At 65.3% G+C, this 20,769-nt stretch carries 22 protein-coding genes and 1 other RNA gene; 12 read left to right on the forward strand and 11 right to left on the reverse strand.

Annotated elements, in window-relative coordinates; all coding sequences use genetic code 11:
- Positions 1–2: 2 nt before the first annotated feature.
- The 3 genes from RAD15_RS06930 to RAD15_RS06940 all read right to left on the reverse strand — a co-directional run bounded on the left by RAD15_RS06930 (position 3) and on the right by RAD15_RS06940 (position 1,991).
- Positions 3–764 (reverse strand): tripartite tricarboxylate transporter TctB family protein, encoded by a 762-nt coding sequence (locus RAD15_RS06930; RefSeq protein WP_458175728.1) that lies wholly within the window; start codon positions 762–764, stop codon positions 3–5.
- Between the two features lie 94 nt (positions 765–858).
- Positions 859–1,389, reverse strand: coding sequence for a chromate transporter (locus RAD15_RS06935; protein WP_458175730.1), 531 nt, complete (start codon positions 1,387–1,389; stop codon positions 859–861).
- A complete protein-coding gene (locus RAD15_RS06940; RefSeq protein ID WP_458175732.1) occupies positions 1,386–1,991 on the reverse strand; it encodes a chromate transporter in 606 nt (201 codons plus the stop codon). The genes RAD15_RS06935 and RAD15_RS06940 overlap by 4 nt, the downstream gene beginning before the upstream one ends.
- Positions 1,992–2,087: 96 nt before the next feature.
- Between RAD15_RS06940 and ssrA the strand changes: the two genes are divergently transcribed.
- The 7 genes from ssrA to feoB all read left to right on the forward strand — a co-directional run bounded on the left by ssrA (position 2,088) and on the right by feoB (position 7,638).
- Positions 2,088–2,452: a transfer-messenger RNA gene (gene ssrA, locus RAD15_RS06945) on the forward strand.
- 113 nt (positions 2,453–2,565) lie between these two features.
- A complete protein-coding gene (locus RAD15_RS06950; RefSeq protein WP_458175734.1) occupies positions 2,566–3,084 on the forward strand; it encodes an SspB family protein in 519 nt (172 codons plus the stop codon).
- Between the two features lie 89 nt (positions 3,085–3,173).
- Positions 3,174–4,607, forward strand: coding sequence for a class II fumarate hydratase (fumC, locus tag RAD15_RS06955; RefSeq protein ID WP_458176066.1), 1,434 nt, complete (start codon positions 3,174–3,176; stop codon positions 4,605–4,607).
- Between the two features lie 277 nt (positions 4,608–4,884).
- A complete protein-coding gene (locus RAD15_RS06960) occupies positions 4,885–5,073 on the forward strand; it encodes a DUF4169 family protein (protein WP_458175736.1) in 189 nt (62 codons plus the stop codon).
- Positions 5,070–5,324, forward strand: a complete 255-nt coding sequence (locus RAD15_RS06965; RefSeq protein WP_458175738.1) for a ribbon-helix-helix domain-containing protein — start codon at positions 5,070–5,072, stop codon at positions 5,322–5,324. The genes RAD15_RS06960 and RAD15_RS06965 overlap by 4 nt, the downstream gene beginning before the upstream one ends.
- A gap of 115 nt (positions 5,325–5,439) precedes the next feature.
- Positions 5,440–5,715: a FeoA family protein gene (locus RAD15_RS06970; RefSeq protein ID WP_458175740.1), complete on the forward strand. Its 276-nt coding sequence runs from the start codon at positions 5,440–5,442 to the stop codon at positions 5,713–5,715.
- Between the two features lie 51 nt (positions 5,716–5,766).
- Positions 5,767–7,638, forward strand: a complete 1,872-nt coding sequence (gene feoB, locus RAD15_RS06975) for a ferrous iron transporter B (protein WP_458175742.1) — start codon at positions 5,767–5,769, stop codon at positions 7,636–7,638.
- A gap of 276 nt (positions 7,639–7,914) precedes the next feature.
- Here the strand turns inward: feoB and RAD15_RS06980 are convergent, their stop codons facing one another.
- Positions 7,915–8,295 (reverse strand): winged helix-turn-helix transcriptional regulator, encoded by a 381-nt coding sequence (locus RAD15_RS06980; RefSeq protein WP_458175744.1) that lies wholly within the window; start codon positions 8,293–8,295, stop codon positions 7,915–7,917.
- Positions 8,296–8,446: 151 nt separating this feature from the next.
- Here RAD15_RS06980 and RAD15_RS06985 point away from each other — a divergent pair, with 151 nt between their 5' ends.
- Complete coding sequence (locus RAD15_RS06985; protein WP_458175746.1) at positions 8,447–8,836, forward strand: DoxX family protein; 390 nt, start codon at positions 8,447–8,449, stop codon at positions 8,834–8,836.
- An 804-nt stretch (positions 8,837–9,640) separates the two neighbouring features.
- Here the strand turns inward: RAD15_RS06985 and RAD15_RS06990 are convergent.
- Positions 9,641–10,402, reverse strand: a complete 762-nt coding sequence (locus tag RAD15_RS06990) for an outer membrane protein (RefSeq protein WP_458175748.1) — start codon at positions 10,400–10,402, stop codon at positions 9,641–9,643.
- Positions 10,403–10,572: 170 nt separating this feature from the next.
- Positions 10,573–10,995 (reverse strand): hypothetical protein, encoded by a 423-nt coding sequence (locus RAD15_RS06995; RefSeq protein ID WP_458175750.1) that lies wholly within the window; start codon positions 10,993–10,995, stop codon positions 10,573–10,575.
- A 69-nt stretch (positions 10,996–11,064) separates the two neighbouring features.
- On the opposite strand from RAD15_RS06995, the gene RAD15_RS07000 reads away from it, so the two are divergent.
- Together RAD15_RS07000 and RAD15_RS07005 are read left to right on the forward strand one after the other, a co-directional pair.
- The gene (locus tag RAD15_RS07000) at positions 11,065–11,355 is read left to right on the forward strand and encodes a hypothetical protein (protein ID WP_458175752.1); all 291 of its coding nucleotides are present in this window, start codon (positions 11,065–11,067) and stop codon (positions 11,353–11,355) included.
- Positions 11,356–11,752: 397 nt separating this feature from the next.
- Complete coding sequence (locus RAD15_RS07005) at positions 11,753–12,250, forward strand: GNAT family N-acetyltransferase (protein WP_458176068.1); 498 nt, start codon at positions 11,753–11,755, stop codon at positions 12,248–12,250.
- 13 nt (positions 12,251–12,263) lie between these two features.
- Here RAD15_RS07005 and RAD15_RS07010 read toward each other — a convergent pair whose 3' ends face one another.
- Entirely contained in the window at positions 12,264–12,635 is a 372-nt protein-coding gene (locus tag RAD15_RS07010) for a cupin domain-containing protein (protein ID WP_458175754.1), read from the reverse strand.
- Between the two features lie 322 nt (positions 12,636–12,957).
- On the opposite strand from RAD15_RS07010, the gene RAD15_RS07015 reads away from it, so the two are divergent.
- Entirely contained in the window at positions 12,958–13,191 is a 234-nt protein-coding gene (locus tag RAD15_RS07015) for a hypothetical protein (protein WP_458175756.1), read from the forward strand.
- Positions 13,192–13,249: 58 nt separating this feature from the next.
- On the opposite strand, the gene RAD15_RS07020 is transcribed toward RAD15_RS07015, so the two are convergent.
- Positions 13,250–14,146, reverse strand: coding sequence for a LysR family transcriptional regulator (locus RAD15_RS07020; protein WP_458175758.1), 897 nt, complete (start codon positions 14,144–14,146; stop codon positions 13,250–13,252).
- Positions 14,147–14,268: 122 nt separating this feature from the next.
- Between RAD15_RS07020 and RAD15_RS07025 the strand changes: the two genes are divergently transcribed.
- Positions 14,269–15,285: a zinc-dependent alcohol dehydrogenase family protein gene (locus tag RAD15_RS07025; protein WP_458175760.1), complete on the forward strand. Its 1,017-nt coding sequence runs from the start codon at positions 14,269–14,271 to the stop codon at positions 15,283–15,285.
- A gap of 46 nt (positions 15,286–15,331) precedes the next feature.
- On the opposite strand, the gene RAD15_RS07030 is transcribed toward RAD15_RS07025, so the two are convergent.
- The 3 genes from RAD15_RS07030 to RAD15_RS07040 form a co-directional block, all read right to left on the reverse strand.
- The gene (locus RAD15_RS07030) at positions 15,332–15,574 is read right to left on the reverse strand and encodes a hypothetical protein (RefSeq protein WP_458175762.1); all 243 of its coding nucleotides are present in this window, start codon (positions 15,572–15,574) and stop codon (positions 15,332–15,334) included.
- Positions 15,575–15,608: 34 nt separating this feature from the next.
- Entirely contained in the window at positions 15,609–16,733 is a 1,125-nt protein-coding gene (locus RAD15_RS07035; protein ID WP_458175764.1) for a DUF2336 domain-containing protein, read from the reverse strand.
- 345 nt (positions 16,734–17,078) lie between these two features.
- Positions 17,079–20,708: an AsmA family protein gene (locus tag RAD15_RS07040; RefSeq protein ID WP_458175766.1), complete on the reverse strand. Its 3,630-nt coding sequence runs from the start codon at positions 20,706–20,708 to the stop codon at positions 17,079–17,081.
- Positions 20,709–20,769 lie beyond the last annotated feature (61 nt).

Genomic DNA, 20,769 nt, shown 5'->3' on the forward strand with positions numbered 1-20,769 from the left:
CCTCACTGGATCAGGAAACGCGGAAACATCGGCATCGGTAGCCCGAGCACGTAGGGGAACAGGATCGCGCAGCCGAGCGTCAGGCAGGCGCCGACGATGGCGGCCTCCAGCCAGCGCGTCTCATGCGATCCTGTCGCGGCAATCATGAAGCTCGCGAAGGCCGTAACCACGAGGCCGAGCGGCCGGATCGCCAGCGCGAAAAACACGATCCCGGCCATCACCAACATCGGTCCGCGCCAGGAATAATGGGACATCCCCGGCCCATCGGTCAGAAGGCCGGTCAAGGCGATCCCGGCGGACAGAGCCACCAGCAGTCCGCCGAACATCCGCGGTGCGGTGCCCGCGCCGAACGAGAAGCCGCGCATGCCCTGCAAATCGCTCGAGGCCCACAGCGCGAACAGAGCGAGCGCCATCAGGATGACGCCGCCGACATAATCCTGCGCCGACCTGATCGTCATGAACAGCGTGAGGATCGCCACCGCGAAGATCGGATAAGAATAGATCAGCGCCAGCAGCACATCGGATGACGCCTTCTTGGTGTCACCACTGACCGCCCCGATCAGCGCACCTGGCGCGCCGGCGAGCAGCGCCGTGGCGTGACTGATCACGACGGTGGCCGGGCCGCGTCCGGTGCCCCAGCCGAATAGCGTCCCGATCGACCAGATGAATTCGAAAATCTGCGGCGCAATCGCCAGCAGACAAAAGCCGAGCGCCACCGTGGTGTTTCGGGTAGCTGTCGCCGAGTGGCCCATCGTATCGGCCATGCATGTCTCCTCCGCGACCCGTAAGTCACGAGCACTGTTGTTCTAATCGGCTGGAAATCGATCCCCCGCCCGGATCACTGCCTAGCGATTTTCATTACACAATGCCAGCAAAACCCAACAGGCCTCCGGCGAGCAGGAGCCATAGTGGATTAATGCGCGAGGCCGATGCGACCACCGCAACCATCGCGGTCAGAAGCAGTGCAGCAATGGTGCGATCAGTCGACTGGGCCAGGATCAGGGCGCTGGCTGCCATCAATCCGATCGACAGCGGAACCAGTGCAGCCTGGATCAGCCCGGGCCAGCGAGACTGGCTCGGCCGGTTCAAGAGCCGGCTGACATAATAGGCAAGCAGCGCTGTCGGCAGGCACATCGCCAGCGTCGCCGCCAGCGCGCCGGGAATGCCGGCGACGGCATAGCCGATTAACGTCACGATAAGCACGTTCGGACCTGGCGAGAGCTGCGCGATCGCGTAGGCGTCGGCGAACTGCTTGTCGGTCATCCAGTGGTTCACGTCCACGGCGATGCGGTGCATCTCGGGCACGGCCGCCGCAGCGCCGCCGACCGCGAACAGCGACATCAGACCAAAGGTGGAGATCAGCGCCCAGATCGGGTTCTCGCTGGTCATATTGCTACCTTCCGCCGCAGGAGGAAGGTGGCGCCCACACTCACGGGGATTGCGACCAGCAGCACCGCCTGGAGCGGCAGTCGGAGCACGCCGATGGCGAGAAGTACGCTGAGCATCAGGATCAGCGCGACGGCGTCCAGCCGCTTGAGCAGCGGCGTCATCATGCGGAAGACCACCGCGATCAGGAGGCCGACCGCCGCGCAGGAGACGCCCGCGAGGCTGCGGCGCAGCAGGTCGATCTCGCCGAAACGGGCATAGACGATCGCGAGCGCGGTCATGATCAGCGTCGGCGGCAGCAGCAGCCCGGCAAAGGCGGCGATGCCGCCCGCGACCCCGCGCAGCCGCGCGCCGAACACCATCGACAGATTGACGATGTTGGGCCCGGGCAGGAAATGGCAGAGCGCAAAGGTCTCGTTGAACTCGTCCGCCGTCATCCAGCGGTGCTGGTCGACGATGGCGTGCCGGGCAAACACCAGAACCCCGCCGAAACCAGCCAGCGACATCCTGGCGAAGGCCAGGAACAGCGCGAGCAGGTCGGGCGGAGGGGCGTGGACGGCTGGATGATCCGGCTCTTGGACGGCCGGTGCTGAATCCTCGGGCATGTCAGGAGCTTAGAACGAGGCCCGCGGCGCGGCCAAGATCAGGTCGAGGGCTGTCCGGCACCTATCCAAAGGGAACCTCGGGGAGACCACTCGAAACCCCTGTTTTTTGAAACCTTTGCCCCCTATATTGAGGACGCCGGTTCGCCGGCTATGGAAATAAACGGTCGTCGCAATAAACCATTCGGACCCGGGGGCGGTACCCGGCGCCTCCACCAAAGCTCACCAGCGGGTGACCCAAAGCTGAGCTTTGGGGGGGGCGAAATAGGATCGACGAGGGCGTAAAGGGCGAACTTTTTCCCGGTATTGTTCCGCCGTTATCGGGCTATGCAATAGTTGCCAACGACAACTTTGCTCCGGTTGCTCAGGCTGCGTAACGCAGTTTGAAAGACCATCTTAAAGTCCTAACGGGTTAAGCTCCGTTAGGCGGGGTTCGGAGGCACCTGGCAACAGAAGCCTCCACTTACCTCTTATTTCCTTCCCGGCGGGGACTCCTGCTGACCCGTCAGGCGCGGTACTATTGCGGCTTGGCGAGTCGGGCCGGCAGGGCCCAACTCCTGAATGCAACAGGACCACCATGGCGACCGATCATATCCGATACGATGTGCTGGCCCGCGACGCGCTGCGCGGCGTGCTGCGGAAGGTGCTGACCGATGCCGCGTCCCACGGCCTGCCGGGCGAGCACCATTTCTTCATCACCTTCGTGTCGAAGGCCGAGGGGGTGAAGCTGTCGTCGCGGCTGCTCGCGCAATATCCGGAAGAGATGACGATCATCCTCCAGCACCAGTTCTGGGATCTGACCGTGCTCGAGGACCGCTTCGAGGTCGGCCTGTCCTTCGGCGGCATTCCGGAGCGGCTGATCGTGCCGTTCAGCGCCATCAAGAGCTTCCTCGACCCTTCCGTGAAATTCGGTCTCCAGTTCGACACCTCCGACGTTGCCGAAGTCGCGCCCGAGACGCTGCCGGCCGCTCCCGCGCCATCGGCCGTCGTGGTGCCCGCCCCTGCCGCTGAAGCGGCTGACAGCACCGAGGAGCCGGCGGCCCCGAGCCAGGGCGGCGCCGAAGTCGTACGGCTCGATCGTTTCCGCAAGAAATGATCTAGGTTGGGCGCGAAGCCATCGCGCGCGGCCAAACTGCCTATATAGAGAAGCACATGAACAGGCCGTGCGGCATTCCGCGCGGCAGAATGGATGTGCTCATGGCCAAAGCTGCCCGCGCGAAGACTGCCCGCCCCGCCACCCGTACCGAGACCGACAGTTTCGGTCCCATCGAGGTCCCCGCCGATCGCTATTGGGGGGCGCAGACCGAGCGCTCGCGCCAGAACTTCCGCATCGGCATCGACCGCATGCCGATCTCGCTCGTGCACGCGCTCGGCATCGTCAAGCTCGCCGCGGCGCAGTCCAATCTCGAGCTCGGCCTGCTCGACCAGCGCCGCGCCAATGCCATCATCCGCGCCGCGCGCGAGGTGATCGAAGGCAGGCTGGACGATCATTTTCCGCTGGTGGTGTGGCAGACCGGCTCGGGCACGCAGAGCAACATGAACCTCAACGAGGTGATCGCCAACCGCGCCAACGAGCTCCTGGGCGGCGAGCTCGGCGCCAAGAAGCCGGTGCATCCCAACGATCACGTCAACATGAGCCAGTCGTCGAACGACTCGTTTCCCACCGCGATGCACATCGCGGCCGCGAGCCGCATCAATGCCGATCTCGTCCCTGCCCTCGGTGGGCTGCTCCGCGCCCTGCGCAAGAAGGAGAAGGAGTTCGCCAGGATCGTGAAGATCGGCCGCACCCATACCCAGGACGCAACGCCGCTGACGCTCGGCCAGGAATTTTCCGGCTATGCCGCGCAGGTCGAAAGCGGCATCGCCCGCCTCAAGGTGGCGGTGAAGGACCTCTATCCGCTGGCGCAGGGCGGCACCGCCGTCGGCACCGGCCTCAATTCGAAGCCGCGCTTCGCAAAACTGTTCGCAAAGCACGTTGTCGGGATTACGAAACTTCCCTTCACCAGCGCCGCCAACAAATTCGAGGCGCTGGCCTCCAACGACGCCTATGTGTTGGCGCATGGCGCCATCAATTCGGTCGCGACCGGCCTGTTCAAGATCGCCAACGACATCCGCCTGCTCGGATCGGGCCCGCGTTCGGGCCTCGGCGAGCTGGTCCTGCCGGAGAACGAGCCGGGCTCCTCGATCATGCCGGGCAAGGTCAATCCGACGCAGTGCGAGGCGATGACCATGGTGTGCTGCCAGGTGTTCGGCAATCACACCGCCATCACGGTCGCCGGCAGCCAGGGCCATTTCGAGCTCAACGTCTACAAGCCGGTGCTGGCCTACAACATGCTGCACTCGATCCGCCTGATGGCCGATGCCGCGCGCTCCTTCACCGAACATTGCGTCAGCGGCATCCGCGCCGACGAAAAGCGCATCAAGGAACTGATGCAGCGCTCGCTGATGCTGGTAACCGCGCTCGCCCCGAAGATCGGCTACGACAACGCGGCCAAGGTGGCCAAGACGGCGCATGCCAACGGCACCACGCTGAAGGAGGAGGCGCTGCGGCTCGGCTTCGTCTCGGCCGACGAATTCGACCGCCTGGTCCGCCCCGAGAAGATGACCAGCCCGGGGTAGATTTCCGAATTCCGATAGTCATCCGTAATGATACGGACGCCCGGCGCCCAGAAATATGCGGTTTTGGGGTCGGGATTTGATTACCGTCAATGTCGCGGGGGGGCGGCGTGTTACGCAGCCCCACTGCCCTGGACAGGGCGAAATTCATCGTTTGATGGCCTAGGGGCCGATTGACGAGGACGAGCGAATGGCGATCAAGTCTTGTGGGGCGCGACGCGGCACCCAGTTTCTGAATGTTTCATCCAACCTGAAGAGGAGCGGATGATGGAGACGCGGCATGGGGAACGTCATCAACCTGAATCGTTTCAGGAAGCGCGCCGAGCGGGAAGCGTCGGCGAAGCAGGCGGACGCCAACCGGGCGAAGTTCGGGCGCACGAAGGCGGACCGGTCGGCGGAGGAGATGCGCGTGGACAAGGCGAAGGCGCATCTGGATCAGCATCAGATCGATCGCGAGGAGCAGCCATGAAGTCGCCCGTCGTGAAACGATCGATCGTCGTCGCCGGCCACAAGACCAGCGTCAGCCTGGAAGAGGCGTTCTGGAACGGCATGAAGGAGATCTCGGGCCTGCGCAACATGACGCTGTCCGAGCTCGTGGGCGAGATCGACGGCGCCCGCCAGCAGGGCAATCTGTCCTCGGCGATCCGCCTGTTCGTGCTCGACTACTTCAAGAGCCGCGCCATGGCCGCCATCCAGCCGGACAAGGTCCCGGCAGAGTAGGCGTTCGGGCATTCCCCCAGCGCGTTCCGGCCTCTGCACTTTAAAATCACTCTAAGGTGCAGCTTCGGCCGACTGGCGACCTTGACCTCGATGCCCTGCGTTGAAAATACAGGGCATGACCGACACCAATGACACGCGCCCGCACATGCCGCTGGGTCTGGCCCAGCGCGGCTATACCGGCGTCATCCAGCATCTTTCCGCCCGCGAGGTCGGTTCGGCGCTCTCCGACATCGAGCTCGAGAGCCGGCTGATCGAGCTCGGCTTCGTCGAGGGCGCCCGGGTCGAGGTCCTGCACGAGGGGCTGGTCGGGCGCGACCCGATCGCCGTGCGGGTCGACAGCATCACGATCGCGGTGCGTCGGCGCGAAGCCATGGCCATCATCGTCGCTTAGATAGCGGCCGGACCTCTGATCCCGGACCTCTGATCCCAGGCCTTTGACCTCATGGAATTACCCCTGCTGCATCTCGCCCTGGTGGGCACGCCAAACAGCGGCAAGACCTCGCTGTTCAATGCGCTGACCGGCAGCCGGCAGAAGGTCGCGAACTATCCCGGCGTCACCGTCGAGCGCAAGGAAGGCTTCTTCGTCACGCCCCTGGGGCGCCAGGTCTCGGTGGTCGACCTGCCCGGCACCTATTCGCTGCGCGGCCGCAGCCCGGACGAGGAGATCACCCGCGACTTCGTGCTCGGCAAGGCCTCCGGCGAGATCGTGCCCGATCTCGTGCTGTGCGTGGCCGACTCGACCAATCTGCGCCTGACCATCCGCCTGCTGCTGGAGCTGAAGCGCACCGGACGGCCGATGATCCTCGTGCTCAACATGTTCGACATCGCGAGCCGCCGCGGCATCACCGTGGACGTCGAGCGGCTCGCCAAGGAGCTCGGCGTGCCCGTGGTCACCTCGATCGCGGTGCGCAAGGGCGGCACGGCCGACCTCTTGTCGCTGACCGACGAGATCGCGGCAAAACTCGCCACCGAGCCCCAGGAGAACAGCTGGCGCGCCCTGAGCGTCTCCGAACTGCGCGCCACCCAGCGCGAGGCCGACCGCATCATCGCCGACTGCGTCAGCCTGCCCAGCCGCCCCGACACCTGGACCGCGCGGATCGACGCGATCGTGCTGCATCCCGTCGGCGGCCTGATCGTGCTGGCGCTGATCCTGTTCGTGATGTTCCAGGCGGTGTTCGCCTGGGCGCAGCCGGCAATGGACCTGCTCAAGTCCGGATTCGACGCGCTCGGCGAGTTGGTGAAAGCTACCCTGCCCGACGGCCTGCTGCAGAGTTTTCTGCAGGAGGGCGTGATCTCGGGTGTCGGCAGCGTGATCGTGTTCCTGCCGCAGATCATCCTCATCTTCCTGTTCATCCTGCTGCTGGAAGATTTCGGCTACATGGCGCGCGCCGCGTTCCTGATGGACCGCATCATGGGCGGCGCAGGGCTGCACGGCCGCGCCTTCATTCCGCTGCTGTCGAGCTTTGCCTGCGCCATTCCCGGAATCATGGCGACGCGCGTGATCGACAACAAGCGCGACCGGCTGACCACGATCCTGATCGCGCCGCTGATGACCTGCTCGGCGCGCATTCCCGTCTACACGCTGATCATCTCCGCCTTCATCCCTGCGAAAGACGTCTGGGGCTTCATCAACCTCCAGGGCCTCGTGATGTTCGGCCTCTACGTCACCGGCATCGTCAGCGCGCTTGCCGTCTCGTTCGTGATCAAGTTCTTCATGATCCGCGACTACGCGCCGGCGCCGTTCATGCTGGAGCTGCCGGACTACAAGATGCCCAGGCTGAAATCGATCGTGATCGGCATCTACACCCGCGCCAAAATGTTCCTGGTGCGCGCCGGCACCACGATCTTCTCGATGATGGTGCTGATCTGGTTCCTGGCTTCGTTCCCGCAGCCGCCGGCCGGCAGCACCGAGCCCGCGATCGACTTCAGCCTTGCTGCGATCATCGGCAAGGCGCTCGAGCCGCTGCTCGCCCCCGTCGGCTTCAACTGGCAGATCGCGGTCGCGCTGATCCCGGGCATGGCGGCGCGCGAGGTCGCCGTCGCAGCCCTCGGCACGGTCTATGCGATCGAAGGCGGCAAGGAAGCGGCCGAGCAGATCGGCCAGGTGCTGGCGACGAAATGGTCGCTCGCCACCGCCCTGTCGATGCTGGCCTGGTACATCTTCGCCCCGCAATGCGCGTCCACACTCGCCGTGATCCGGCGCGAGACGGGAAGCTGGACCTGGATGGCCGTGACCTTCACCTACATGCTGGTGCTGGCCTATGCGGCGAGCCTCGTGACGTACAATGTCGCGGTGGCACTCGGCGCGGGCTAGCAGCCCCTCCAAAACAAAACTCGCGAAAACAACCCCATGCACAGTAGACGGGGGCTGTGAAATCAATGGCTTACCCGACCGCAAAAATCATCCGACCGTAGCCCGGATGGAGCGCAGCGTAATCCGGGGCCGTGCCTCGAATGCGGAGATTCCCGGATTGCGCTCCGCTCCATCCGGGCTGCAGGGCGCCGCGATTCGGAAAATCGGTTGACCCGTCGGGCAAAACAGGAGCACGATGGCATGATCGCACGCCTCCTCAACAAGCCATCGCTCGATTCAGCTGCGCCTGGCCTTGCGGCCACGTGTGCCCGGTCTTGCCGGCACACTCTTTCCGTACTTTGTCCACCAGGCCGTTAGCGCCTCCATCGTCGGACCGAGCCCGCGCGCCTTTTCGGTGATCTCGTATTCGACCCGCAGCGGCACTTGCGCGAACACGGTGCGCGACACCAGGCCGTCCGCCTCGAGCTCGCGAAGCCGTGCCGTCAGCATGTGCTGGGTGATGCCGGGGATCGCCTTGCGCAGCTCCCCGAAGCGATAGATCCGCTGGTTGAGCAGCCACATGATCTCCAGCTTCCACTTGCCTGAGAGCAACGCGAACGCACGCCGCATCTCCTCGTGCATGTTGATCGCTTTGTCGGCCATGGTCTGGTTTTCCATACTTGCTGCGGATTATTCATCCTACTTGCGAAGATCAATCTTACTTAGCATTTTCGACATGTAACGTCGGCGCGCATATGAACGCGCGCCTCCACATCAACCCACGCGATGAAAGAAGGATTGCCGCTGCAACGGCGATCAAAGAGACCTCATGGCTGCAATTTACACATACTGGATCAGCACGGCGCTTCTGTGCCTGCTGTATCTGACGTCCGCTTTCATTTACGTCGCCAAAGAAGACTGGGTCCGGCAGACGCTCGGAGAGCTCGGCTACCCCGCCTACCTCGTGCCGGTCATGATCGCCGTGAAGATAGTGGGCCCGGCCGCAATCCTGTTGCGGTTCAGCGTGGCGCTCAGCGATCTCGCCCATGCCGGCGGCTTCTTTCACCTGCTGCTGGCGGGCCTTGCCTATCTCGGCGTCCGGAAGCCGCGCGGTGCATTGCCTGCACTGATAGGACTCGTCCTGCTGGCCGCCTCGTTCGTGACCCAGAACGCCGCGCGGGAGATCCCCTCGCCTTACCTGAAAACAGCGATGTTGTGACCTTGCAGCCCGGATGGAGCCACCGGGTCGGCGCGAAGCGCCGCCCGATGACAGGCTCCGCGCAATCCGCGGGAAGGACCGGTCGAGATTCGGCAAGCCAGTTGACCCGTCGGACACAAACATCTGCGCGATGGCATCGTCGAAGAATGACCCGAGCCGCCTTGGAGATACCTTCGCTCGCTTGATCTGAATCAAGCTCGCTCTCACAGCAAATCCAAATATGGCGCAACGTCGTCGCAAGCTGGGCCCATTGTGGGGGGCACGGAGCGACCGAGATGCCGGTGTTGGCGTATTTCTGGAAGGTCGGGGCGATCTTGTTCGCGCTCCTCTTCGTTGCGGACTTATGTCTGCCCCAGGCGGCATTCACCGAGAGGATGGCAGTGGAGCGACCGGCCATACGCATTCACTCGGATCGAAAATGGCCCGACCGCGTGGTCCTCGACACGAGCTTGCCGGTCGCGGCGGCACCCGTGCCCTCAATCACGGAGGCTGCGCCTCTCGGCCGTATGGACCCGCCCGTCATCCGGGCAGAGGCTCCCGCAGTCGCCAATGCACTTGCGATGACACGCGCGGACCCACCTGCCGTCGAGCGCAAGCGGCCGCAAAAGACGCAACACGTTGCGACGCGATCGAAACGGCACGCGACGCCGCCGATGGCTTTGGCGGCGAGGCAGCCGCAATTCGCGTGGTTTGGCTCCCGGTACTGGTGATCGCAACGGCATTCGTGCCGCCTCGCGTTTTCAGCTTTCCACGAAAAAGGCCCCGGTCGATGCCGGGGCCTGAATTCACTGGAAAGACCTGAGATCAATAGCGCGCCGCGACCGGCGCACCATAACCGCCAAAGCGATAGTTCAGCCGAAGCGTGACCATGTCGATATCCTGGGTGACCCCGCTGCCCGTGAGGGTGAACCCGCCCGGCGTGACCACGCCGGCTGTGAAGGTGGTGTTGTCACGCCCCATCCAGAGATGGTCGTACTCGACCCCGACCGACCAGTTCGGCGTGAAGCCGTATTCCCAGCCGACACCGAGGGCACCGCCCCAGCGCGTGTGACCTGCGGAGGCGAGGCCAACGCCCGTGACATTGTTGAAGATGTCAAAGCGATTGCGCGTCACCGCCGCGCCGCCCTTCAGATAGAACAGCGAGGCGTTCCATGCCCAACCTACCTGGGCCGTGAAGAGCCCGATGCCATCTGTCTTGCCCGTGGTCGAGATGAGCGGATCGATCAGGCTGACCCGCGTGTTCTTGATCTCGGCCCAATCGCCCTGCGCTTCCAGGCCGAGCACGAACTGATTGGTTTGCCAGCGATACCCGATCTGTCCGCCGACGAGGCCTCCAGAGCGATCGGCGCAACCACTTGCGACTCTCCCTGCGGGCGTCAGGAAATCCACGCAGCCATGGCTCTGCCCCCAGCCGCCGTTGGCGCCGATGTAGAATCCGGTCCAGTTGTAGACTGCCATCACCGGTACCGGCGGCGGCGCCGCCTTGACGGCCATATCGGCCGCCATGGCCGGAGCCGCCATGCTCAGCGCCGCGAAGCCGATCGCAGCTATCGAAAACTTTTTCATTGTCTCGTCCCCTTTTCTCAAATCTTTTCCGTTCAGAACGTGAGCCTTATGCAGGCTGGCGTGCATAAGTGCTGCGAACATCTTGGAGTTTACGCGCGAGGGGACCTTCGACCCGTACCAAAATGGCAACACCCAAGCGCCAGTTCTGTGCACGGCAACGTGCTTACTCGCTATTCACAGCTCTGATCGCGGGGGCTGTCCTGTTCGTCGGCAAGCCAGGCTGAGATGCCGGAGGACGGGATCAACTGCCTGGGAAGGTGGGGATTGATCGTGCCCGCAAAGACTGCGAGCCCCTCGTCGAGCCTGGCACGCGCAAACAGCTTGGCTTCATGCTCGGTCGCGAAAGTCTTCGTCTCACGCGGGCTCCGCTGTCTCAAAAGCAGCCCCCGTTTTCGGACTTCAAAGGTGACGTACCAAGTCGGAATCATCGCTAGCACCAACACCTCGCCAACCAGCCCAGTTGCCGTTGTGGTTTGGCCGTGATCGCCGCGCTTGATGCAGATCAACTCGAATGGCTTGTCGAATTGGCGAGCGAGGAAGGCCAGATGCGGCCCCGGGGACGATGCTTGCGCTCCATTCAGAAGTTCGACCATTGATTTCGGTCAATGGTCCACCTCAGCGGCCTGTCACGCTTTCTCGTCGTCCTCAAAGGGAGAGAGCACATGACCGGACGTGCCAAGCTGATCGGACTGTTCATCACCGCCGCGCTGTTCACGGCAGCGCCCCTGTCGTTCCACACCTCGCCGGTGGATGGGCTCGCCGTGTCCGTTGACACCGCCGAGGCCCGCGTCGGGCGCCCGCTCACGCCCGGAAGCGTTGCAGGCGTTAACCGCAGGGTCCATCGGCGTGCCTATTACGGCGCGGCAGCGGTGGGAGCGGCGGGAGCGGCCGCCTATGGCGCCTATGGCTACCGCCGGGCTTGTGGATACGCCCCCTATCCGCCCTGCTATTGACGCACGCGCGAGGCCCGTCGGATCGACGGGCCTCCGCCGGTTCGAGCGCGCGCAAGCCGCCGAGCTAGATCAACACCGGACGCATCTGCGGCGGCAGCGTCGGGTCTGACCGCGAAGACGGATCATGCGTGCGCTGCTCAAGGAAGTCCGGCACAGCCCGCTGCTGTGGATGCTGATTGTCGTGCCCGTCGTGATCGTGCCAACGGCTCGGCGCGAGGCGCCGCCCAATGCGCAATCCGGGACCTTCGTGCACGCGGATGAATTTCCCGGATTACGCTTGCGCTCCATCCGGGCTACGAACTCTGGCCGGTTGACCCGTCGGGCAAGTCACCGGCACAATGGCATCATCGGCCCGTTACGGCATGGCGACCTTCCCGGAATGCTCCCATCTGGCTCCATCGATCGCTTCGTCACCGAACGGTTGACCGCTGAGCGACTGCGCGAGGATCATCTCGCCGACCTCGTCGCGCTGCATCTCGACCCGGAGGTCTCCCGTTATATCGGCGGCGTGCGCTCGGCGGAGACGACGGAAAAATACCTCGCCGTCAACATGGCCCATTGGGATCAGCACGGCTTCGGCCTCTGGGCGCTGCGCACGAGAGACGGAGCCTTCGCGGGACGGGCGGGCATCCGGCACATCCTGGTGGATGACATCGACGAGATCGAGATCGCCTACGCGTTCACGCGCGGTGTCTGGGGACTGGGATTTGCCAGCGAGGTCGCGACCGCGATGACGCGCATCGCCCTGACACAGCTCGCGCTGCCGTCCCTCATTGGCATCGTGTATGTCCGAAACGGTGCATCCCGCCGCGTGCTGGAGAAATCGAATTACCTGCTCGAGCGCAGCACGAACCGTCACGGCAAGGACGTCGTGATCTACCGTATTCGACGCTGAGAGCCCGGCAACCTCACGGCTCCTGCGTGTACGAGCGCCCGGGTTCGAGCGCGTAGATCGTCAAGAAGCGGAGCGGACGGTCCGGGTCGCAATTGCGAAACAGGGTGTGCGGAACATCCGCCCGATCCTGCAAGGTCTCGCCGGCCCGGTATTGTCGCGGTTCGTCGTTGCCATAGGCGGACTCGGCGACGCCTTCGACGATGTAGATCGCGCCGGCCACGGGATGCCGGTGAAGCGGGGCGACGCCGCCCGGCGGATAGGTGACCTCGACGACCATGAGCTCCTGCTGATTGCCGGGCAACGGCAGGCGTTCGAGAACCTTGCGTGTGACACCGGCAAACCCGGCCGGCTGAGCGCTTGCCTGCCCGTCGGTACGTTCATTCATGGAGCACCTGTTTCGTTCGAGAGTTGTAGCCGCGCCAGATCGCTGTGAACGCAATTGAATGCATGACGCAAGGCGACAAGGTTGAAGGCCGAATCGCTCTCACAGCATTCCGCCTCATATGCGACAGTCCGTTCAAAGCCTCGTGTCATGGGGCCACCTGGAACAGAGGGGCGCGCCTGGTGCAGTTCCGTCGGGCGGCTTCGATGAAGCTGCTGAACGCAACCGACCTGAACAGACATTCAAGAAAGTTTCTTGCCCGTTCCTGCAACAGGCAATGGCGGCAGCCGTTGACCCCGCGAGAATGCGAACCCAGGAGGAACAGATGAAGAAGCTGACTTACGCTCTTGCAGCGATAGCGACGCTTGCAATCGGTGCCCCTACGATCGCCAACGCGGCCGGCTTCGGCGTCTATGTCGGCGGCGACAGGGATTATTATGACGGCCCGCGCGCGCGGATCTACGAGCATGACCGCGGCTGGCACCGTGGCTGGTACAATCACGACCGCGACTACGACCGCGGTGTCGTGATCCGTCGTCATCATCATTGGGACGATTAGTGCGAGCCAGCACGATCGAAACAAGGAGGCCTCGCTTCGGCGGGGCCTTTTTGCGCCATCACTCGCCGCGATGGCGCAGCGCGTCGACGATGATCTTGAAGGCGGGCGAGTTCTGGCGCCGGCTCGGATAGTAGATGTGGTATCCGTCGAACGCCGGCGACCAGTCGTCCAGGATCAGCGTGAGGTCGCCCGCAGCGATGTGGCGCGCCACGATGTCCTCCGGCGCATAGGCGATGCCGTATCCCTTCAGCGCCGCGTCGACCTGGGCGTAGGAATTGTTGAACGTCAGCTGGCCGTCGACCCGGACGCGCAGCTCCTGGCCCCGCTTGGCGAATTCCCACGCATAAAGCCCGCCGGCCCGTTCCATGCGCAGGTTGATGCAATTGTGCCGGACCAGATCGTGGGGATGTCTCGGCGCGCCATGTTCGGCGAAGTAGCCGGGTGAGGCCACGGCCACCAGACGCCAGTCCGGCCCGATCCGCACCGCGACCATGTCCTTCTCGACGCTCTCGCCAAGGCGGACGCCGGCGTCGAATCCGTCCTCGACGATGTTGCGAAATCCGCTGTCGAGGCTGACTTCGAGCTTGATGTCCGGATAGTCCTTCAGGACCGGCTCCAGCTTCGGCCACACCACGCTTTGGAAGGCGTGTTCCGAGATCGTCATCCTGATCCGTCCCGACGGCTTGTCGCGGAACGCCATGAGGTCGGCGATGTCGGCCTCGATCTCCGCAATGCGCGGCGCCATCGACTGTCGCAGCCGTTCGCCGGCCTCCGTCAGGCCGACGCTGCGGGTCGTCCGCGTCAGGAGCCGGATACCCATCTGCTCCTCGAGACGCTTGATGGTGTAGCTCAGCGTCGACTGCGCGATGCCGAGCTTGGCGGCCGCCTTGGTGAAGCTGAGCTCCCTGGCGATCGTGAGGAAACTGAGGAGGTCGTTGAAATCCTGCTGGGCCATGGGTCTCCGCCGCCGAGAGTTCCCATTTATGCATCCCATCGATCAAAGCAAGCGGATTAATCCATCTAATCGGATCGCGCCCGGCCGGCTATCTCAATGGTCAAACGCGAAAGGCTAAAGTCATGCTGGCAACACTCATGTACGGTCCCGGCGACATTCGCTGCGAAGCGGTCGACGATCCCAAAATCCTCAAGCCCACCGACGCCATCATCAAGCTGTCGGCGACCTGCATCTGCGGGTCGGACCTCTGGCCCTATCGCGGCCAGCAGCCGATCGACGGCCCCGCGCATATGGGCCACGAATATTGCGGTGTCGTGGTCGAGGTCGGGAGCGAAGTGAAGACGGTGCGGCCCGGGCAGTTCGTCGTCGGCTCGTTCTGCATCTCCGACAACACCTGCCCGCATTGCCGCTTCGGCTTCCATTCCTCCTGCGTCCAGCGCGAGTTCATGTCCGGCGCGCAGGCGCCCTACGCATGCGTGCCGCTGGCCGACGGCACGCTGGTCGCGACCGCCGAGCTCCCCTCGCCCGATCTCATTCCCGATCTGCTCGCGACCTCCGACGTGCTCGGCACCGGGTGGTATGCCGCCGACGCCGCCAACGTTCGCGCAGGGTCGACCGCTGTCGTGGTCGGGGACGGCGCCGTCGGGCTGATGGGCGTGCTGGCGGCCAAGCAGATGGGCGCCGAGCGGATCATCGCCATGAGCCGCCACAAGGCGCGGCAACAGCTCGCCACCGAATTCGGCGCGACCGACATCGTGGCAGAACGCGGCGAAGAGGGCATTGCCCGCATCAAGGATCTCACCGACGGCGTCGGCGCCGAATCCGTTCTGGAGTGCGTGGGCACGCAGGAATCGATGGCGCAGGCGATCGCCTGCTCGCGGCCCGGTGGATCGATCGGCTATGTCGGCGTGCCGCACGGCGTGACCTTCGACGGCCAGGCGATGTTTTTCGCGCAGCGGCGGATGCTGGGCGGTCCCGCACCCGTCCGGCGCTTCCTGCCGGACCTGATCGACCGTGTGCTTGCCGGCAAGATCAAGCCCGGCAAGGTGTTCGATCTCAAGCTCCCGCTGTCGCAGGTCGCCGAAGGATACCGCGCCATGGACGAGCGGCGCGCAATCAAGACGATGCTCACGGTCTGAAGCCGCGTCGCCCGGATCGAGCTGAGCTCATCCGGGCTACGAAGGTCTATCTGAAATACCCCAGCACGAGCTCGATATCGGAGCTGCCGGCGACGGTGCCGTTCAGCTCGGCGTCGATGACGCGGCGGCAGGCTTCGATCGCGGCGTGGTCGCCGAGGTCGTTGGCGGCTTCGAGCACGAGCCAGGCTGCATCCACCGAGGCCTTGTCCGGCGCTCCGCCGCCGAGATCGGCGGTGACGGTGTTGGTGAGGTTCTTCTTGCGAACCGCGGTGCCGAATTGAGGCAACATTGCAAATACTCCCCTTCGAATTCCGGGACGATGCTCAGTGGACCTGCAGCTCGGGCTGACGGCCCGTAGCTGAATCGGCACCCGCGCTGTTCTTGCGCGACTGGTAGAACTTCAGGACGCTGCGCGAGGTCTCGATCTTGAGCCGGCCGAAATCGCGCTCGTTGTCGTGGAGCTCGCGCGCCGTGATCAGATGATCCTTGGCGCCGAGGAACAACAGCGACATGGTGGTGTCCCAGGAGAAGTCGAGCGCCTTGCACAGCACCAGAATCATCTCGCGGTTGCGGTCCATCATCGCGCGCTCGATCACGTCGACCGGCAGCGCCGAGAGCAGCGACAGGCCGATCTGCACCTCGTCGAAGCGGTGCTGGCGCGCATAGTTCGAGATCGAATCCTGGTTGAGGTTGCCCTGGCGATACTGCGTCGTCACCACGCGCTTGGCGACGAAATAGCTGCGCGAGGACGGGCCGAACTTGGACTGAAGATCGCCGGTGACCTCGGTCACCGAGCTCTGGATCTGCGCCATCATTTCGGGCCGCTCGGTCTCGAGGCGGCGGCGGACGTCTTCCGACGCCTTCGAGATCAGCTGCTGGAAGATGTGGCGCGGCACGTCCTTGCGCAGGCCCAGCTGCTCGGCGAGGATCGAATCGCCCTCGGCGCGGCGGACCATGTGCAGCAGGCCGGAGCCGGAGAAGCGGGCGCCCTCGTTCTTCGCAACCGAGGTCACGACCTCCTGGTCGCCGCGCTTGACCAGCACGTCGGTGACGGCCTCGCCGATCGACTGGCGCTGGGCGATCGCGAGCAGATGCGCCTGGCCCTTGGTCATGGCGCTCTCGATCAGCATCTTCTCATCGATCCGCGTGGAGTCGCGCAGCACGGGACCGGCGACCTCGATCTCGTCGTCGAGGGCGAGCTTCTCGATGACGTTGAGCGGCGCGTGGTCGCAGGCCGACATCAATTCGGAGAGCTGCGCGCGCGCAGCGACCTCGATCTCGTCGGCGAGCCGGCCGATCACCTCGCCGAACATGCTGATCTCGTCGTCGCTGTAGCGGCCGGTGATCAGAATGTCGGTCGCATGCCACAACGCCTTCGCCCGGCTTTCGTCGGTGCCGCGTGCGATCGCGTCGTCCAGATCCTGTAGAAGCGTTTTCGCCCCGTCCATCTCATGACCCCAGTTCTTGGTAGCTCTTTGGCGAGACATCCTGCTTGTGCGGGCAGGACGCCGGATTCCTCTGGGACCTGACGCTAGAGATGAAACGCGAGAATCCAGTAAAATCGGTCAAGCAGTTTTGCCGGGCAAAATTCATTCAAATGCGAGGGAATGGGTTTACCGGCGGACAAGGCGGCTCGGGAGGTGCGCTCCCTCTCCCGCTTGCGGGAGAGGGTGTCTCCACAACGGGATAATCCCAAAGCGGAGAGAGCCCTCACCCGGCGCTTCGCGCCGACCTCTCCCGCAAGCGGGAGAGGTTAAGAGAGCACGCGGCCCGCCCCCTCCAAACAACGCCCCTCACGGATTCTGCGGCGTCAGCACCAGCGGCGGCTTTGGCTTCGGCTTTGCCGGCGGCGGGCCCGGGGCCGGCCTCACCTCGATCGGCGGCGGCAAGGGCGCGGCCTGCTGGCTTGCGAGCGGCGGGTTCGTGAGTGGAGGACTTGGTGCGGCGGGCGCGGCCTGCGGCGCCTTCGGCGTCGGCGCGGCTTTCGGCTTTGGCGGCGTGCGGCGTGGATCCTGGCCCGGCAACGGCACAATGGCCGGCGCCTGCTCGGGCGCTGCCTCCGGAGACACCAGCGTCGGCAGCGCAGCGGTCGCCGGCGGCGGCTCGCCGCGCTCGATCGCATCCAGCCGGCGCGTCTCGCGATCGATCGTGCGCACCGCAAGCCACGACGACAGGGGCGCGAGATCGATCGTGCGGTTGAGCCTGTCGGGCGGCCCCGCCGCAAATAGCTGGATCTCCGGCGGCGCACCGGAGAGCCCGTTCATGATCGGCGTCAGGCTGGCGCGGATGTCGGCCTGGTCGGCGGGAATGTCGTAGCCGCCGGAGACGATGGCGCGGGCGTTCTTGGCTTCGAGCGGCGTTGCGCCGACGCGCAAGCGGCCGTCGCGGATCGTGAACGGGATCTGCGCCGAAGTCACCGCGATCGGCGCGGCCGCGAGCGCGGGCTCGACCAGCTGCCGCAGGCGGTTGTCGTCACTGACCTGCCCGCCATCGCTGGCGCGGATGGCGATCTCGAAGGCGCGGGGATTGAGGCCGGCGATCTCGGCGGAGTCCAGCGTCACCGTGCCGTTGCCGGCGAGCGCGCCGGTCAAGGCCGCAACGCTGCGGCCCTGGCTGGTCAGCGCCATCTGCACCGAGGCGCGCCCCTTCGGCAGCGCGAGATCGCGATAGCGCAGCGTGGCCGCATCGACATTGCTGAGATCGATGCGCGCGTTCAGCGTCAGACCATTGGCGCCGTTGCGGGCATCGAGGCTCGCCGACATCTCGCCGCCACTGAGGCCACCCTTGAGCGCATCGAGCGCGAGCGACTGGCCGTCGCTCCGGATCGTGCCGCCGAACGGGCGCAGCTCGATGCCGCCGGGCAGCGTCCCGCGCAACGCCTGGAAGCCGATGCGGCCGCGCCAGCCGCCGACCAGACCTGCGTTCAGCGGCTCGCCGGACTCGCGTCCGGCCGCGCCGATCGCCATCGCGAGCGCGGGCACGAGGTCGAGCGTATCGAGGCCCACTTCGCCATCGACGCTCTTGTCCTGATCGAGCGTGACCGCGAGATGACCGCGCAGATGCGAGCCTGAAACGCTGCTGTCGAGATCGTCGAAGGTCAGGCGGTTGCCGGACAGCGTGAGGCGCGAGGACAGGCCGACGTTCTGCGTCGACTTGTCGGCCGCGCCGGTGCCGAACAGCGGCGCCAGATTGGCATTGCGCACGCGCAGATTCACGCTGGCTTTCGGCTCCGACAATTCGACGCTGCCTTGCGCGTCAGCGTCGAGCCCGCCGCCGCTGAGCTTTGCGCTCAATTGCAGCGGCCGGCGCCAGGCCCCGCTCAGTCTGCCCTCGAACTGCGAAGCCCCCTCGCCCGGAGCCGCCACGCGATCGAGCCCGAGCAGCGCCAGCAGCGCGCCGGCCTGCTGGGACGAGACTTTCGTCTCCAGCGTGAAGTCGCTGTTGCGCAATTTGTCGATATCGACGCCGTTGATTGCGGCAACCGGCGTCTGCGCGGCCAGCGTCGCGGTGGCCTTGAGCTGCGGCGCATCGAGATCGAGCACGGCGCGCGCGTCGTTGCGATCGGCATGTTCCGCGTTCTTGTCGAGGCTGAGATCGAGCTTCAGGCGCGTCGCACCGGGCAGTGAGGAGATGGCATCGAACCGCGCGCGCGCCGACGGCGCGAACGGCTCGATCAGCGCGGTGAGCTCGCGCAGCGAATTGGCGGAGGATTTCAGCGCGAGCTTGCCGGTCGCCCTGGTGCGATCGAAGCTGCCGCTCGCCTCCGTGGTCACGCCGCTCGCCTGGCCGAAACGCAACAGCTCCAGCGACAGCGCGTTCGGATTGTAGCCGAGCTTCGCCGCGAACGGCTTCAGCTCCTGGCCGGCCGAGATCGCGCGGCCGACATCGAGCGAGAGCTTTGCCTCTTCCGGCCATTCGCCCTGCGGCCCCGCGAGCGCGCGCACGAAGCTCGCGGCGGCGTCGAGATCGAGCCGGTCGGCCTTCAGCTCGGCGTCGATCCGCGAGCCCTTGCTCGCGCCTGTTTGCACGAAGGCGACGCGCCCCTCCACAGTGCCGCCTTCGACATCGGCTTTGAGCTTGTCGATGGCGAGATGGTTGGCGGCGATCGTGACGTCGCCGGCAAGGCGCAGCGGCCGCGTGCTGCGGCGGTTGATCTCGCTGCGGCCCTGCAGCCAGGCCACCAGCGTATCGGGGTCGGAGGATTCCACGCTGAGACGGCCGCTGAAACTGTCGGCGCCGGGCGCCGCGCCATTGAGCGAGAGCTGCGTCATGCCGGGCGCGCGCAGCTCGAGCCGCCGGAAGGTCCAGGACCGTCCATCGGTCTGCAGCTCGGCCACGATGTTCTGCAGCGGACGGCCGCCGAGCATGATCTGGTCGGAGTTGAATTCGATCTGCGCCGGGATCGGCGCCTGCGGGATTGCCGCAAGACCCGCACGCAGCGCCGGCAGGATGCGCAGCGGCTCGGCATCGTTCCTGGCCGTCAGCTTGTCGGCGTCGACTTGGCGCGCCGACAGCACCGCGCGCAGCAGCGGCGAAGCGCCGAACCTGAGATCGCCGACGCCGCCGAGCTTCAGCGCGGTATCTTCCGTGCCGAAGCTCGCGTCGACCTGCTCGAACTTCGCGCCGGCCGGATCAGCCTTGAGCTTGGTCGTGAGCTTCCACGGCGTCGGCCCCGCCTCGCCCGGCTTCTTCGGCGCCGGCACGGCAAGCGTCAGCGCGCCGTCGAATTTCGGCAGGCGGTTGTCGAAGGCGAGCACGCCTTCGAGATCGGCCAGGATGGCGCGCTCGCCGGGATCGATGTTGAGATGGAGACGCGTCGCGGCACCGTCGGCGCTCGGGCCGGAGGAGATGCGGAACGGGTAGCGCACCCCGGAGGCGGTGAAACTGCCGTCGCCGCGCACCGAGCCGGCGAGCGAGCGCACGTCGCCGGAGAAGGCGATGTTGCTAAGCTCGAGCGTCGAGCGGCTCGCGGCATCATGCAGGGCGATGCGGCCGGTGAGGTTCACCCGTTCGATCGCCAGCGACGCCAGATTGAAGGTGCCGCTGGAAGTCGACGGCAGATCGACCCGCCCGCGTGCGTCGAGGCCAAGATCGACCGCCATGCCGTTGACGGTCAGCTCCGTGGCGCGCCATTCGCCGCGCATCAGGGAGCCCAGGCTGAACTCGACGTCGAGCTTGTCGGCGCGCAGGCGGCCGAGATCGTTGTTGCCGCCGAAGGTGACCGAGCGCAGCCGCAACGTCGGCGCCGGCAGCAGCCGCGCATCCAGCTCGCCCGCCACCCGCACCGGCACGCCGATGATCCGGCCAGCCTCCGCCTCGAACTGGGGCCTGAACTGGTTCCAGTCGATGAAGTAAGGCCCGATCAGCGCCGCCAGAAGCGCAATGATGAAGGCAATTGCCAATCCGAGCAGCGTCGTCTGCACGGGTCTCCCCTCGGCCAAATCGGCCCGGGCCGAGCCTAAGGGCCTCAGGCACGCCGGAACA

Source organism: Bradyrhizobium sp. 14AA (assembly GCF_054185205.1).